This is a genomic window from Nocardiopsis synnemataformans (assembly GCF_965343085.1).
Lineage (GTDB): Bacteria > Actinomycetota > Actinomycetes > Streptosporangiales > Streptosporangiaceae > Nocardiopsis > Nocardiopsis alborubida.
Window position 1 is genome coordinate 36,115 of record NZ_CBDRFA010000065.1, and the last position, 14,337, is coordinate 50,451.

Annotated in this window: 14 protein-coding genes and 1 tRNA gene; 9 read left to right on the top strand and 6 right to left on the bottom strand. The window is 72.6% G+C overall.

Going from position 1 to position 14,337, the window contains the following annotated elements:
* Positions 1-8: 8 nt before the first annotated feature.
* The gene (locus ACSIH6_RS29245; protein ID WP_435111550.1) at positions 9-1,661 is read right to left on the bottom strand and encodes an alkaline phosphatase D family protein; all 1,653 of its coding nucleotides are present in this window, start codon (positions 1,659-1,661) and stop codon (positions 9-11) included.
* A gap of 128 nt (positions 1,662-1,789) precedes the next feature.
* On the opposite strand from ACSIH6_RS29245, the gene ACSIH6_RS29250 reads away from it, so the two are divergent.
* The 5 genes from ACSIH6_RS29250 (at position 1,790) to ACSIH6_RS29270 (ending at position 5,712) form a co-directional block, all read left to right on the top strand.
* The gene (locus ACSIH6_RS29250; protein ID WP_061080050.1) at positions 1,790-2,197 is read left to right on the top strand and encodes a secondary thiamine-phosphate synthase enzyme YjbQ; all 408 of its coding nucleotides are present in this window, start codon (positions 1,790-1,792) and stop codon (positions 2,195-2,197) included.
* Positions 2,198-2,366: 169 nt separating this feature from the next.
* A complete protein-coding gene (locus ACSIH6_RS29255) occupies positions 2,367-2,792 on the top strand; it encodes a DUF3052 domain-containing protein (protein WP_097634290.1) in 426 nt (141 codons plus the stop codon).
* Positions 2,793-2,885: 93 nt separating this feature from the next.
* On the top strand, positions 2,886-3,338 hold the full coding sequence (locus tag ACSIH6_RS29260; protein ID WP_435111551.1) for a peroxiredoxin: 453 nt from the start codon (positions 2,886-2,888) through the stop codon (positions 3,336-3,338).
* A gap of 51 nt (positions 3,339-3,389) precedes the next feature.
* Positions 3,390-3,463: transfer RNA gene (locus tag ACSIH6_RS29265), tRNA-Val, on the top strand.
* 668 nt (positions 3,464-4,131) lie between these two features.
* The gene (locus ACSIH6_RS29270; RefSeq protein ID WP_435111552.1) at positions 4,132-5,712 is read left to right on the top strand and encodes a pectate lyase family protein; all 1,581 of its coding nucleotides are present in this window, start codon (positions 4,132-4,134) and stop codon (positions 5,710-5,712) included.
* Between the two features lie 135 nt (positions 5,713-5,847).
* Here ACSIH6_RS29270 and ACSIH6_RS29275 read toward each other — a convergent pair whose 3' ends face one another.
* Together ACSIH6_RS29275 and ACSIH6_RS29280 are read right to left on the bottom strand one after the other, a co-directional pair.
* Positions 5,848-6,720: an ABC transporter permease gene (locus ACSIH6_RS29275; RefSeq protein WP_435111553.1), complete on the bottom strand. Its 873-nt coding sequence runs from the start codon at positions 6,718-6,720 to the stop codon at positions 5,848-5,850.
* Positions 6,717-7,673 carry an ATP-binding cassette domain-containing protein gene (locus tag ACSIH6_RS29280; RefSeq protein WP_435111554.1) on the bottom strand — a complete coding sequence of 319 codons (957 nt, stop codon included), beginning with the start codon at positions 7,671-7,673 and terminating at the stop codon, positions 6,717-6,719. Before ACSIH6_RS29280 ends, ACSIH6_RS29275 begins: the two co-directional genes overlap by 4 nt.
* Before the next feature lie 91 nt (positions 7,674-7,764).
* Between ACSIH6_RS29280 and ACSIH6_RS29285 the strand changes: the two genes are divergently transcribed.
* The 3 genes from ACSIH6_RS29285 (at position 7,765) to ACSIH6_RS29295 (ending at position 10,550) form a co-directional block, all read left to right on the top strand.
* Complete coding sequence (locus tag ACSIH6_RS29285) at positions 7,765-8,505, top strand: TetR/AcrR family transcriptional regulator (protein ID WP_435111555.1); 741 nt, start codon at positions 7,765-7,767, stop codon at positions 8,503-8,505.
* Between the two features lie 253 nt (positions 8,506-8,758).
* On the top strand, positions 8,759-9,277 hold the full coding sequence (locus ACSIH6_RS29290) for a hypothetical protein (RefSeq protein WP_435111556.1): 519 nt from the start codon (positions 8,759-8,761) through the stop codon (positions 9,275-9,277).
* A gap of 190 nt (positions 9,278-9,467) precedes the next feature.
* On the top strand, positions 9,468-10,550 hold the full coding sequence (locus tag ACSIH6_RS29295) for a TetR/AcrR family transcriptional regulator (RefSeq protein WP_435111561.1): 1,083 nt from the start codon (positions 9,468-9,470) through the stop codon (positions 10,548-10,550).
* Positions 10,551-10,574: 24 nt separating this feature from the next.
* Here ACSIH6_RS29295 and ACSIH6_RS29300 read toward each other — a convergent pair whose 3' ends face one another.
* The 3 genes from ACSIH6_RS29300 to ACSIH6_RS29310 are packed head-to-tail and all read right to left on the bottom strand — an operon-like array spanning position 10,575 to position 13,848.
* Complete coding sequence (locus ACSIH6_RS29300; RefSeq protein ID WP_435111557.1) at positions 10,575-11,345, bottom strand: serine/threonine-protein kinase; 771 nt, start codon at positions 11,343-11,345, stop codon at positions 10,575-10,577.
* Complete coding sequence (locus ACSIH6_RS29305; protein WP_435111558.1) at positions 11,342-12,766, bottom strand: vWA domain-containing protein; 1,425 nt, start codon at positions 12,764-12,766, stop codon at positions 11,342-11,344. Before ACSIH6_RS29305 ends, ACSIH6_RS29300 begins: the two co-directional genes overlap by 4 nt.
* On the bottom strand, positions 12,763-13,848 hold the full coding sequence (locus tag ACSIH6_RS29310) for an AAA family ATPase (RefSeq protein WP_435111559.1): 1,086 nt from the start codon (positions 13,846-13,848) through the stop codon (positions 12,763-12,765). Before ACSIH6_RS29310 ends, ACSIH6_RS29305 begins: the two co-directional genes overlap by 4 nt.
* A gap of 313 nt (positions 13,849-14,161) precedes the next feature.
* Here ACSIH6_RS29310 and ACSIH6_RS29315 point away from each other — a divergent pair.
* Positions 14,162-14,337, top strand: a 176-nt coding sequence (locus ACSIH6_RS29315; RefSeq protein WP_435111562.1) for a ClpX C4-type zinc finger protein, incomplete at its 3' end; no start/stop codon positions are given.

Sequence of the window (14,337 nt, forward strand, 5' to 3'; positions counted from 1 at the left end):
CCAGGGGCTCAGAGGTCCGCGGTCATGCGCACGTCGGGCAGCGCATCGCCCCCGCCCCGGGCGCAGTGGTACCAGGAGGCCCGCGCCCCGCGCCCGTCGAAGTCGACCTCGCCCAGGGTGTTGCCGAAGTAGGGGGCCGACCCCAGGTCCCAGCTCAGATCGGGCTCGGGGACCCGCGCCAGCCGCGTCAGCAGCCACCCGATCGCGCGCAGCGGGCGGCTCACCGACAGCCGGACCATGCGGCGCATGCTCGTCGGGGCCTGGTTGCACAGCGGGGAGGAGACCAGCTGGGTCACCCGGCTCGTGCCGCCCCCGCGGTGACGGGCGCGCGCCAGGTAGGAGAAGTGCACGTCCCCGCCCAGGAACAGCACGGTGGCCGGTTCCGGGCCCCGTTCGCCCCGCGCCAGCTCTCCCACGGCGTCGGACAGGCGGCGGAAGGAGTACTGGAAGGCGGCCCAGTGCTCCAGGTCGATGTCCTGGCGCAGCCGCTCGGCGGGCCCGCTCAGCCACCGCCCCCAGGCGCCCGCGCACACCGCCTCGTTCCAGGCCTCCAGCCGGTGCACGGCCGGGGGCAGCAGCACCGGGACGGTCGAGGCGACCACGACGTGGTCCGGTCCGCCGGTCAGGTGCCCGTCCAGCCAGTCGTGGCCCTGGGGCCCCAGGATCGACCTGGACCCGTCGGAGGTGTCGCCCTCGCCCAGGGCGCGGGAGCAGCGGGTGTCGACCATTATCAGCCGGACCCCGCCGAAGTCGTGGTGGTGCCCCCACTGGTAGCTCGACGGCTCGTTGTGGGCCCGCCAGGCGAAGGCGTCGACCAGGTCCCCGGCGTCGCCGTCGGCGTCGCGCACCCGCTTCCACAGCCGGTTCTCGTCCCTCTCCTGCTCGGAGAGGTTGCCCAGGTGCTGGTACACCCAGTAGGAGCCCAGGCCGCTGGTGATGCGCCTGCGCCACCAGGGGCGCCGGTCCATGGCGCGCCGCCAGGCGGCCGAGGTGTTCCAGTCGTCGCGGACGTCGTGGTCGTCGAAGACCATCAGGGTCGGCACGGTGGACAGCAGCCACCGCACCTGCGGGTCATTCCAGGCCTGCCGGTACAGCTCGGCGTACTCGTCGTAGTAGACGACCTCGTCGTCGGGGTCGTCGTCGGCGCCCCCGCGTGCGCGCCGCTCGCGCAGGAACGCGAGCATCGACTCCTGCACCTCGTCGGCGTAGACCTGGTCGCCGATGAGCAGCAGCGCCAGGTTGCCCCCGACCGGTTCGCGGGCCAGCCGCCGGGCCGTGGCGCGCAGCATGTCGGGGCCGTAGCGGACCACGCCCTCGGGGGAGTCGTGGGTGGGCGTGTGGCAGGACCCGTACAGCAGCCGCGTGGGCGCCTCCGGATCCACGGTGCGCACGGTGCTGGGCGGGAAGGGGCTGTCCGGCTCCGGCCAGACCCGGTCCTCGTCCAGGAACACCTCGTAGGGCAGGCGCGCACCCCGGGCCAGCCCCCCGACCGTGCAGACGGCGTAGTGGTGGCCGTGCACGGTGAAGGTCCGCGCGGTCGCCTCGGCGGCGCCGTCGACCACGACACGCACAGCACAGGGGGCGTCCGTCTCCACCCACACCGTGGCGCTGGTCTCCCCCGGGTGCCTGAGCAGGGGCCCCAGGAGTAAAGAAGCAGTCACCGTTTCGCCTCCCTTCGACCAGGTTCGCACATGTGGGGGACGAGTATGGACCCTCGCGGGGCCGAGCGCCATCCACAGCCGGGACCGGGATGGTTGCACGAGCGCCGCGCCTGCGCGAAGGTGGCGCTATGAGGACACAGATCCTGGAGCTGCACACCGGTGGATCGGAGAGCGTCACCGACATCACCCGCCAGTGCGGCGACTTCGTGGCCGAGACCGGAGGGGACGGACTGCTCAACGTCTTCGTCCCGCACGCCACGGCGGGTGTGGCGATCATCGAACTCGGGGCGGGGTCCGACGACGACCTCCTCGCCTCACTGGCCGACCTGCTGCCCGCCGACGACCGGTGGCGGCACAGGCACGGCTCGCGGGGTCACGGCAGGTCGCACGTGATGCCCGCCTTCGTCGCACCCCAGACCACCGTCCCGGTCGTCGGCGGAAGACTCGAGCTGGGCACGTGGCAGTCCATCGCCGTGGTGGACCTCAACGTGGACAACCCCGACCGGAGAGTGCGCCTGTCCTACCTCTCGTCCTGACGGCGAAGGTTTGGCAGCGCGTTGACGGAACATGCCGCTAGCGTGTGAACTAGGCCATCAGCGATGGTCAGCGGACCCACGTGACGGGCGCGCAAACAGCCCGGCATCGTTGTGACAACTGCTTCGTGCAGGCAAGATTGAGAAAAACCATCTGTGGAGGAGAACTTTCGTGAGCGCGACCGCGGGCCAGGCACAGAGCGAACGCGGCTTGGCTGACCGACTCGGATTCAAGCCGGGTCAGGTGGTGCAGGAATTCGGCTTCGACGACGACGTCGACGAGAACCTGCGCGCATCCATCACCGAACTCACCGGTGAGGAGCTGGTCGACGAGGACTACGACGGCGACGTCGACGCGGCACTGCTGTGGTGGCGGTCCGACGAGGAGGAGGACCTCACCGACGCGCTGATGGACACGGTGACCACCATCGCCGACGGCGGGACCATCCTGGTGCTCACGCCCAAGGCGGGGCGTGAGCTGCACGTGTCCCCCAACGAGGTCGCCGAGGCCGCGTCGACGTCGGGCCTCTCCCAGACCAGCGCAGTCAGCATCGGCGCCGACTGGTCGGGTACGCGCCTGGTCGTTCCCAAGCGGTGACGGACATCACCCGCGAAGGGTGAGGCATCCGGTGCCGCGCGTCCCAGAGGCGGGCGCGCGGCGCTGAGGAGTGCCCGCCGACGAAAGGGAACCATGACCGCCCCCGTGGGCGCTCCCGCGCCCGACTTCACCCTCCAGGACCAGTACGGCCAGGACACCTCCCCGGTGCGGGGCCGCCCCGTCCTGCTGGTCTTCTACCCGCTGGCCTTCTCGGGCGTGTGCTCGGGAGAGCTCGCCGAGCTGAGCGCGCGCCACCCCGAGTTCGCCGGGCTCGGCGCCGAGGTCCTGGCGGTGTCGGTGGACTCCGTCTTCGCCCTGCGCACCTGGTCCGACCGGGAGGGCTTCCCGTTCCCCCTGCTGTCGGACTTCTGGCCGCACGGCGGCGTGGCCCGGGCCTACGGGGTGTTCGACCCCAAGCGGGGCACCGCGCGGCGGGGGACCTTCCTGATCGACGCGGGGGGTGTCGTGCGCTGGTCCACCCTCACGGGGTTCTCCGAGCCCCGTGACGTGGACGAGTACCTGCGGCAGCTGCGCGAGCTGGTCTGAGAACCCAGGCGCGGCGATTCCGGCGAAGCGGTATGATCTCGTCCGACGCACGGGCGCGTAGCTCAGTTGGTTAGAGCAATTGCCTTACAAGCAATAGGTCAGGGGTTCGAGTCCCTTCGCGCCCACGTGACGCGGGCTGCTGCTCGGGGGGTTCGAGGCCGCCTCGCCGCAGCCCGCGACGCCTTCGGGGGGAGACCCCCCGGACCCCCCGAGGTACCCCCCTGTGATCGGGGCCGCGGTGATCGACCGGGTGGATGAGGGGCTCTCTTTCCTCGTGGGGCTTCGCCCCGGGGGTTGTAGTTGGTTCGCCCAGGGTCCACTCGACTTCGAGACGACCCTGCTCGGGGGGGTTCGAGGCCGCATCACCGGGTCGTTCCGTCGTTTCCTCTGGGGGACGACCCCCGCGCCCCTCAGGCCAACGCACCCCGACGCACTCAGGGCCGGTTCGCGAGTCGGCTCGTAGGCGGTCCACGAGATCCCGTCCGATCTTCCCGATCGAGCGGGATCTCGTCGTTTCCGGGCTCGTCGGGATGGTTCGGATGTCAGCCCGAGAACATCCTCCCGCCCGTCGTGTCGTCGGCGAGGCGCCCCAACCGGTTGCACGTTAAGAGGTACCCGGTTCCGATTTCGCCGTTGGATGACAGTGAATTCGCAGTTCACATGGTCTGTTAGGTAGTTGAGGCGTTCAGCCTTCATGCAAACGGTTGCACTAACCCCCCTTGACATGGAAAGCGCTTTCTCTACTCTCGAGGAAAGCGCGTCAACGCTTGTGCTCTACTACGAAGGGTGAGCAGTGAGACGATCAACCACGCGTCGACTCCTGTCGACGCTGGCCGCCGCGACCGTGGTGGCGGCCGGTCTGGCCCTGCCGATGGCCTCGGCCTCGGCGCAGACCGGTAGCGCCACGGGTTACGCGACCCAGAACGGCGGGACCACCGGCGGCGCGGGCGGACAGACGGTACGGGCCACGAGCGGAACCCAGATCCACGAGGCCCTGTGCAACCGGTCCAGCGCCAGCACCCCGATCATCATCGAGGTCGAGGGAACCATCAACCACGGCAACACCTCCAAGGTGTCGGGCGACAGCTGTGACACCGCCGACGACGTGATCGAGCTCAAGAACATCAGCAACGTCACGATCGTCGGCACCGGCAGCGGAGCCGTGTTCGACCAGCTGGGCATCCATATCCGGGATTCCAGCAACATCATCATCCAGAACGTGACCGTCCGGAACGTCAAGAAGTCCGGCTCGCCCACGTCCAACGGCGGCGACGCCATCGGGATGGAGAGCGGAGTCCGCAACGTCTGGGTCGACCACGTCACCCTGGAGGCGTCGGGCGGGGAGTCGGAGGGCTACGACGGCCTCTTCGACATGAAGAACAACACCCAGTACGTCACCCTCTCCTACAGCATCCTGCGCAACTCCGGCCGCGGCGGTCTGGTCGGGTCCAGCGAGAGCGACCGCTCGAACGGCTACGTCACGTACCACCACAACCGGTTCGAGAACCTCGACTCGCGCGCGCCCCTGCTGCGCGGCGGCATAGGCCACATGTACAACAACCACTACGCGGAGCTCCACGAGTCCGGGATCAACTCCCGGGCCGGGGCCAGAGCGAAGGTGGAGAACAACTACTTCGAGGACTCCAAGGACGTCCTGGGCACCTTCTACACCGACGAGAGGGGTACCTGGGAGGTCGGGGGCAACATCTTCGACAACGTGACCTGGTCCAGCGAGGGCGACGAGAACTACCCCGCCGGGCCCAACCCCCAGTCCACCACGTCGGTGAGCATCCCCTACTCCTACGAGCTCGACGACGCCGGGTGCGTGCCGGAGATGCTGGGCCAGATCGCGGGCGCGAACACGGGCAACCAGGTCTCGGACGGCAACTGCGAGGCGGAGAACCCGCCGGACCCCGACCCCACCGACCCGCCGGACCCGGACCCGACTGACCCGCCGGACCCGGACCCGACCGACCCGCCGGACCCGGACCCGACTGACCCGCCCGAGGGGACCAACCTCAGCAGCGGGGCCGGCGCCGACGGTTCCGGCAAGGCCAGCGGGACCAGCTACGGGAACGTCGTCGACGGTGACATGGGCACCTACTGGTCGCCGAGCGGCTCGACCGGTCGCATCTCGGTCAAGTGGGACTCCAACACCACGGTGTCCACGATCAACATCCGTGAGGCGGCCGGAGCCGAGGGCAACATCGGCTCCTGGCGGGTCGTCGACCACGACACCGGTGACGTCCTGGCCACCGGAAGCGGAGCGGGTGTCATCGACGTCGACCCGACGACGCTGCGGAAGATCAACTTCGAGATCACCAGCTCGAACGGCACGCCGCGCGTCGCCGAGTTCGAGACCTACGCCGGCTAGCCGCCGACCGTAACCGGTTCGGCTGAGAGTGCCGGAGCCGACCGGACAGCGGCCGGTCCGTCCGAAGGAATCGGGCGGACCGGCCGCTCCCGGCGTTGACGCCGGGGCCGGGCCGCGGGTGCCACCTCGGCGGCACTACCTGCCCAGGTTCCGGAACTGCCGCACCGCCAGCGGGACGAAGACCAGCATGATCACGACCGGCCAGACGAGTGCGCCGCCGATCGCGTGTCCGTCGATCCAGTAACTCGTCTCCCCGGCGCCCGCGCCGGGGGTCGCGAAGAGCTCGCGGATCGCGTTCGCCGTCGAGGACACCGGGTTCCACGCCGCGACGGCCCCGAGCCAGCCCGGCATCATCTCCGGGGGCGCGAAGACCGAGGAGATGAAACCGAGCGGGAAGGCGACGGCGAAGAGGGAGCCCGCCACCTCGGTGTTCCTGATCATCAGGCCCAGGTAGATGCCCACGAAGATCAGGGCGAGCCGCAGCCACAGCAGCAGTGCGAAGGCGGACAGCGTCTCGACCGGGCTTCCGCCCGCACGCCAGCCGATGATCAGCGCCAGTCCCGCGATGACCGCGAGGTCGATCGCCGCCTGGATGATGTCGGCGACCCCGCGGCCGGTCACCACGGCCGACGGGGACATGGGCATGGACCGGAAACGGTCCATGAACCCCTTCTCCTTGTTCAGGGTCACGGAGAACGCCGTGTTCATGAACCCGAAAGCCATGATCATCGCGAACATGCCGGGCATGGCGTAGTCGATGTACCCCTCGCCCGCGCCCTGCCCGGTGACGTCCATGGCCGAGCCGAAGACGTAGACGAACATGAGCACCATCACCACCGGCATACCGAGCTGCCAGGCGAAGGTGGAGGGCTGACGTGCCAGGTGGGTGAACTCCTGCACGACGATCGTCCAGCAGTCCCTGACGGCCCAGACGAGACGGGAGACGGGGTCCGACGGGGGGATCCGGGAGGCCGGGAAGGGCGGGGACGTCGGGTCGGTGGCGTTCATCGGGCGGTCTCCTTGGCGAGCCGTGCGGTCAGGTGGAGGAAGGCCTCGTCGAGGGTGGGCCGGCGTAGCCCGATGTCCACGATCTCCAGGCCCCGCTGGCGGACCTCGGCGGCGACCTCGGTCAGCGCGCGGACGCCGTCGGCGACGGGGACGCTGATGCTTCCCCCGGCGAGGGCCACGTCGACGCCGGCCACCCGGCCGACGATCTCGGCGACCTGGGGCAGCGCGTCGGGATCCGCGACGGCGACCTCGAGCCGTTCGTCACCGATCCGCCGCTTCAGCCCGGCCGGGGTGTCGTCGACGAAGTTCCTGCCCTCGTCGATGACGCTGATCCGGTCGCAGAGCTGGTCGGCCTCGTCGAGGTAGTGGGTGGTCAGCAGCACGGTGGTGCCCTGCGCGGCGAGCTCGCGCACCGCCTGCCAGACCTCGCGCCGCCCCGCGGGGTCCAGGCCGGTGGTCGGTTCGTCCAGGAAGAGCACATCCGGGGCGAGGATCATGCTGGCTGCAAGGTCCAGCCTGCGACGCATCCCGCCGGAGAAGGTCCTGGGCGAGCTCTTCGCGGTGTCCGCCAGCCCGAAGAGCTCCAGCAGTTCGTCGGCACGACGGCGGGCCGCTGCCTTGTCCAGCCGGAAGAGCCGTCCGAAGGTGGTGAGGTTCTGCCGGGCGCTGAGGAGGTCGTCGACGGCGGTCTGCTGCCCGACCAGGCCGATGCTCGCACGGACCTCTCGCGGCTGGGCGCGCACGTCGTAACCGGCGACCGACGCCTTCCCGGCGTCGCCTCTGGTGAGCGTGGCGAGGATGCGCACCGTCGTCGTCTTCCCCGCACCGTTGGGACCGAGCAGTCCGTGGACCGAACCGCGTGGCACCGCGAGGTCCACCCCGTCGAGGGCGAGCTTCTCCCCGTACCGCTTGGTCAGACCACTGGTCAGGACCGCTGGTTCCGATGACCCCACGGGAGCCTCCTGGTTTCTGGGTACGTTGTACGCAGCACGGTAGCGTACGCTGTCCGCAGTACGCAACCGCCTCCGCGTCGATGGAGAGGGCATGACCGAGGAAAACCCGCTCGCCCGGAGCCAACAGCTGCTCTGGGAGGGCCTTCCCGAGTCCCGGAAGGGCCCCAAACCCGCCCTGTCCCTGGAGCGGATCGTGAACACCGGCATCGCCATCGCCGAGGCCGAGGGCATCGAGGCCCTGTCCATGCGCAAGCTGGCCGCGGCGCTCGGGATGGGCACGATGTCCCTGTACCGCTACGTCCCGAGCAAGTCCGAGCTGCTCAACCTCATGCTCGACCACGTCAGCGGCACTCAGCTCGGCCGCCTCGACCCGGACGGCGGCTGGCGGGACACGCTCGCCACCGCCGCATGGCGGGGCCGGGAGCTGTACCTGCGGCACCGGTGGCTGCTCCAGGTCAACTGGAGTCGGCCGGTGCTGGGTCCCAACAGCGTCGCGGAGATGGAGGAGACCATGTCCGGCCTGGCGGACCTGCCCTTCAGCGACCAGGAGAAGTTCATGGTGATCTCCTTGCTGGACTCCTATGTCACCGGTTCGGTACGCCAGAGGATCCTGCACGAGAACGCCACGGTCGAGAGCGGCATGACGGACGAGGAGTTCTGGGGCAACCAGCTCTCGGTACTGGTCAAGGCCATGGAGTCCGGTGACTTCCCGACCATGGCGGCCATGGACGATGACGCCTTCGACGCCGACTGGGAGGAGACCTTCGCCCTGGGGCTGAGGTTCGTGCTGGACGGAATCGACCGGGAGGTGGCGCGCCGGGCCGCCCGTTGAGCGGGCGTCGGTACGGGGAGAAGGGTCGTCGGGGCTCCTGGCAGCCGCCTCCACGTGCTGTCAGGCGGCGACACGACACATCACACTGGTCCTCACCGACTGGCGCGTTCCCATGCCAGTGAGTGTGTCGCCGCCGAGCGGAAGCGGGAAACCGGCTGACGCGGGGCCCGCGCGTGTGCGACCGTGGCCGACGGGCCGGACTCCACGCGGCGCGGGCGCACCCGCCCGTCCGGCAGCCCGGGGAGGAGCGCACATGCGCGTGTACTACGACACCGAGTTCGTCGAGCGGGGGCCGGAGCACCCCCTGGTCCTGGTCAGCATCGGCATGGTGGCCGAGGACGGCCGCGAGCTGTACGCGGTCAGCTCCGAGTTCGACCAGGACCTCGTGCGCTCGCACCCGTGGCTGTCCGAGCACGTCTGGCCGCAGCTGCCGCTGCGCGGCGGACCGGAGGGCGCCGTCCTGGACACCGGCCACCCGCACGTGCGCACCCGTGGGGAGATCGCGCGCATGGTGCACGAGTTCCTCCGCGCCACCCCCGAACCGCAACTGTGGGCGTGGTACGGCTCGTACGACCACGTACTGCTGTGCCAGCTGTGGGGGACGCCCCGGGAGATGCCGCGCGAGGTGCCCTTCCTCACCCACGACCTCAAACAGGAGGCGGTCCGGCTCGGGGACCCGAGGCTTCCGCCCCAGAAGTCGGGGCTGCACCACGCCCTCGCCGACGCCCGGCACCTGATGCGGCGCGCACGGTGGCTGGAGGAGCACTTCTGACCTGGGCCTCCCCTGTCAGGGGCCTTCCCGGAGCTCCCGGCCAGCGGCGGCCGGTCCCCGGTGGCGGCCCGACCTCCGAGGCGGCCTCCGTCCGTGTCCGAATACCCGGGGCATCGGGATTTTCCAAGTATCCGGGTGCCCTGGGCATCCCACCGTAGGATGGGTGGACGCCGAAGCGAGGGGAAGCACGATGGTCCGGCTCACCAGGGCGCAGCGCCAGGCCCGCAACCGGGCGCGCGTGCTGTCCGCGGCCGGGGACGAGTTCGCCGAGCACGGCTTCCGCGACGCCAAGGTCGACCGTATCGCCGAACGGGTCGACCTCACCCGGGGCGCGGTCTACTCCAACTTCCCCGGCAAGCGCGCCCTGTACCTGTCGGTGCTGGCCGACGCCGCCGAGCGCTCCGCCGAGGCCGCCCGCCCCGAACCCGGGTACACCGCCCGCACGGCACTGGGCGCGCTCGCCCGCGCCTGGGCCTCCCGGCTCCCCACCACCGGCGAGTCCCCCCTGACCGGGACGGCGCTTCCGCCCGAGGTCCTCTCCGACGAACCGGTCCGGACCGCCTTCGCCCAGCTCATGCGGCTGAACGCGCTCCTGCTCGGTCTGTCCCTGGAGGCGTTGGAACCCCCGTCCGACCCCGGTGGGCGCCGGGTGCGCGTGGCCGGGACCGTGCTCACCACCCTGTACGGGACCGGCCAGCTGGCCGGGGTCGCGCCCGGCTTCGCGGACCCCTTCGCGGTGGTGCGCGCCTGCGAGCGCCTGGCCGACCTGGACCTGGAGGACGCCTGGCCGCCGCCCCACCTGGCGCACGTGCGCCAGGCCCTGCCCGCCGACGAGGAGTGGTCGCCGCCGGGGGCCTTCGACGCGGTCCGCAGGCGCCCCGTGTCCCTGGCCGAGGACGGGATCGTGGCGGTCCTGGGCACGCAACGCCTCGAAGCGGCGGAGGAGGCGCTGCGCTCCGCGCCCGCGGGGTCCTCGGTGACCGCCGTGGTGGTCACCGAGGACCCGGACGAGCTGACCCCGCTCGCGCGGCTGGCCGTGGCCGACCTGTGCGGCTGCCTGCGCCAGGCCTTCCCCGAGCGGGCCTGGCCGCGCCTGCGCGTGGTGTTCGACGCCTCCGGTGAGATCGCCGCCGCGGCGGGCGTGCCCGTGGTCGGCGACGCCACCGAGGCCGCCGTCCGCGTCGCCGACGGTCGGATCACCGCCCGTTCCGACGCCCGCGGAGCAGGTCACGCCGTCGCCGCGGGCCTCGGCGCGAAGGCGGGCTGCCGGTAGACGACCCCCGGACAGGAGGCCCCGTCACCGGTCGGGATCCTCCTCCGGTGCCGGGGGCCGACCGCCCAGGGCGCGCAGCACCCGCGCTCCCTCCGGGTCCGCGCCCGCGGCGCGGGCACGCGCCGCCTCGGCCGAGCCGAACCCCGCCACCGCCCAGGCCGCGACCTCCCCGCGGGGCACGCCCTCGTCCCACCACTCGCACATGAGCGCCAACGCGTCGCGGCCGTCCCCGGCCAGCGCCGCGCCCTCCCGGGGGGAGAACCCGATCGCCCGGTACACCCGGGCCTGCGCGGGGTCCACCCCCGCGCGGGCCCACGGCACGGCGTCGGTCCCGTCCCAACCCGTGTCCAGATAGGCGCGCGCGGTCGCCGCGGGCACCCCCGCCGACAGCAGGGCGTCCATGGTCTGGGCCTGTCCCTCGCTCAGGTCCAGGCCGGGGGCCCGCCGCACCGGCAACAGGGCCCCCAGCAGCCGTCGGGGCCGGGGGCGCTCGCCCGCCAGGTGCCGTTCGGCCGCCTCGGCGGGGGAGTAGCCCAGCTCGTGCCAGCGCACGGCGTCCTTCGGGGTCATCCCCGCGCGGAGCATGGGCCGGACTGTGTAGGGGGTCATCCCGGCCGTGCGCCACTCCAGGGCGGGGCCGGGCCGGTACACGCCGCTGCCGCGCCAGCGCTCGGCGGCGTCCAGCACGAACCCGGCGTCGATCCAGCGGCGGGCGTCCGCCACGGTGAAACCGCGCGCGGTCCACAGGTGCAGGTCCTCGGGTTCGGGCTCGTGGTCGTCGAACGCGACGTTCATGGTCTCCTCCGTCCGTCAGGGCCCTCACCGGGGCCCGGGTCCGTGGGCGGCGCCGTGCCGTGGGCACCGGCAACCGTTCGTTCGTGTCGTGGGTCGGCGGGCAGGGGCACCACGTGGGCCCAGTCCGGCGGTGGCGGCGGCTCGACGGGACCGCCGACCAACCCGACCACGACCGGTACCGGCGGGCGCCCGCCCGGCCAGGGGGTGTGCCCGTCGGTGAGCACCAGCAGCAGGTCCGGCCGGGGGCGCGTCGCCACCGCCGCCGCGATCCCCTCGCGCAGGTCGGTGCCCCCGCCCCCGACCAGCCGGATCTCCCGCGCCCGGCGCACCGTCTGCACGGGGTGGGCGCGCAGGTCGCAGCAGACCACCCGCAACCGTCGGCCGGGGCCGCAGACCCGGGCGAGCACGGCGGCTGTCTCGGCCAGGAACACCTCCAGCACCGGGTCCGGGACACTGCCGGAGGTGTCCACCACCACGGCCACCTCCGGAGCCGGGGCGACCATCGACGGCAGCACCGCCGTCCCGCCGGGCAGCCGGGGGCCGGGGCGGCGCGAGGGGCGCCGGTAGGAGAAGTCCGTCCGGCCCGCCGCCCGGTGCGCGCCCCGCCGCACGACCGCGCCCAGCCGGGCCCGCCAGTCCACCGACGGGCGCAGCCGCTCCCGCGCCCACCGCAGCCACCCGCCCGGAACCCCGGTCCGCGCGGCGGCCCGGGCGGTGACCTCCCTGGCCAGCGTCAGCTCCAGCAGGTCCCGTTCCAGGGGGTCCAGACCGCCGGAGGCCCCCGCCGACGCCAGCCGTCCCCGCGTCCCGTGGACGGCGCCGCCGCAGTCCACCGGGTCGGCGACGCCCCGCCCGCCCCGGGAGTGGGCCTCCTCCAGCACCTCGATCAGCGACACGTACTCCTCGGCCAACCGCCCCTCCGGCAGACCCAGCGCGCGCGGCGAGAGCACCCCGTCCGGGACGGGCAGCCCGTCGGCCTCCAGGTCGTCGTTGACCTCGGCGTCCGCGGCCCGGTTCCACAGGCGCGCGTCCCGCTCGGGGTCCCCGTCCCCACCGGCGGCCGGACCGGGGCCCCGCCCCGACGCGGACCCCGGTGCGGACCCCTCGGCGGCGGGGGACCGCTCCGCGTGGCGGCGGACCAGGTGTCCGATCCCGTGCAGCAGCCACCAGCCCAGCTCCTCCACCGGGGTCGCGGCCACCGTGCCGGGGTCCAGGTGGACGTTCCACCGGATGTCGGCGGGCAGCGCCCGAAAGTCCGGGTCGGCCACCGGCTCACCGGTCTCCTCGTCCAGGCGCGGCTCCATGACGACCGGGGTGAGCGCGAACAGCGCGTGCGCCAGGTACGGGGCGCGGGCGGCCGCCCACAGCCGCGCCGACGCGAACCGGTCCAGGGTCGGGGCCCGCGGGTCGCGCGCGCTCACGGCAGCATCCCCGCCGAACGCAGGACCGGGGCCAGGTCGAGCAGTGCCCGGGGCGTGGCCGCGCCCTCCGGCCGCCCGGCGGCCAGGGTGCGCGCCGCGGTCGCCGCCACGTCCGGGACGGTCCGCGCCACCCGGGCCACGACCTCCCAGGACCGCTCCCAGACCTCGGCTCCCCCGTCGGCGATCACGTGCGCGGCCAGCGCGCCGAGCAGGGCGTACAGCCGGTCCGCGCGGTCGGGCAGCGCGGCGGCGGGGTCGGCGAGCAGTTCCTCGGGGGAGGGCAGGTCCAGGGTGCGCAGCCACGAGAGCGCCTCGAAACCCGCGGCCTCGCCCACCGCCCCGACCACCAGGGCGGCCACGGCCTGCTCCGTGCCGGGGTTGGCCCGGCCCGCCGCGAGGGCCACCGCCGCCATCTCCCAACTGCGCGGACTCGGCCAGCCGCGCCCGGAGCGCTCGGGGGAGTCGGGGACCGAGAGCACGAGTTCGGGGCGCACCCGCAGGAACGCGCCCACGGTCGCCCGGGCGGCGGCCACGCGCGCGGGGCCCGGGGGCTCGGGGCGGTGCGGCCCGGAGGCGAAGCCGCGGACGAACCCCTCGGCCACGTCGGCGGCGCCGACCTCCCAGTCCAGGTGGACGAGCCGGTTGGCCAGGGGAGCGGACAGCTCCCAGCCGTCGGCGGCCAGCCCGGGCGGGTTGGCCGCGGCGACCACGCGCACCCCCTCGGGCAGGTCGAGGTCTCCCACGGCGCGTTCGAGCACCACGCGCAGCATGGCCGCCTGGACCGCCGGGGGCGCGGTGGTCAGTTCGTCGAGGAAGAGCAGGCCCGAGCCCCGTGCGGCCAGGCGCTCGGCCCAGCGCGGGGGAGCGAACCAGGTGCCGCCGTCGCGGACGACGGGCAGCCCGGAGAAGTCGCTGGGTTCGCGGACGGAACCCACCACCACCTCCACGGGCAGCTCCAGCGCGCGGCCCAGTGCCGCCACCGCGGAGGTCTTGCCGGTCCCCGGCGCGCCCCACAACAGGACGGGCAGGTCGGCGCGGACGGCGAGCGCGAGTGCCGTGCGGACGGCGGAATGGGACGTCATCTGGTCCTCCGGAGGGTGCGCGGGCAGGGCGGAGCGACGCGTGGCACGTGCGTCCCCGCTGGTGACGGAGGTGTTGTGCCTCCATGAGTCAACGTAGGTTGACTCATGGGAAAAGTCAATCGACGTTGACGATGGGGTGGTGTGGCGGGGGAAGGGTCGCGGCCCGCCTCCGGGTGCGGGTGCGACGCGGTCCTGCTTTGCGGCCCGTCCCGGCAGGGGCTACCGTGAGAATTCGGATGTTGAGATCATCTGGCCTCGGGGGGCGACCCCGCCGAACCACCCGGGCGCTGCCCGCGTGAGGAGAACGTTTCTAGTGACACGCACCGGTGCCAGTGGGCCCCTGCTCAAGTGCTCGTTCTGCGGCAAGGACCAGAGCCAGGTCCGCCGCCTCATCGCCGGGCCCGGTCACATCTGTATCTGTGACGAGTGCGTCGGCCTGTGCAACGAGATCATGGAAGAGGAGGAGGGCGTCCTCCCCTCGGAGACCGA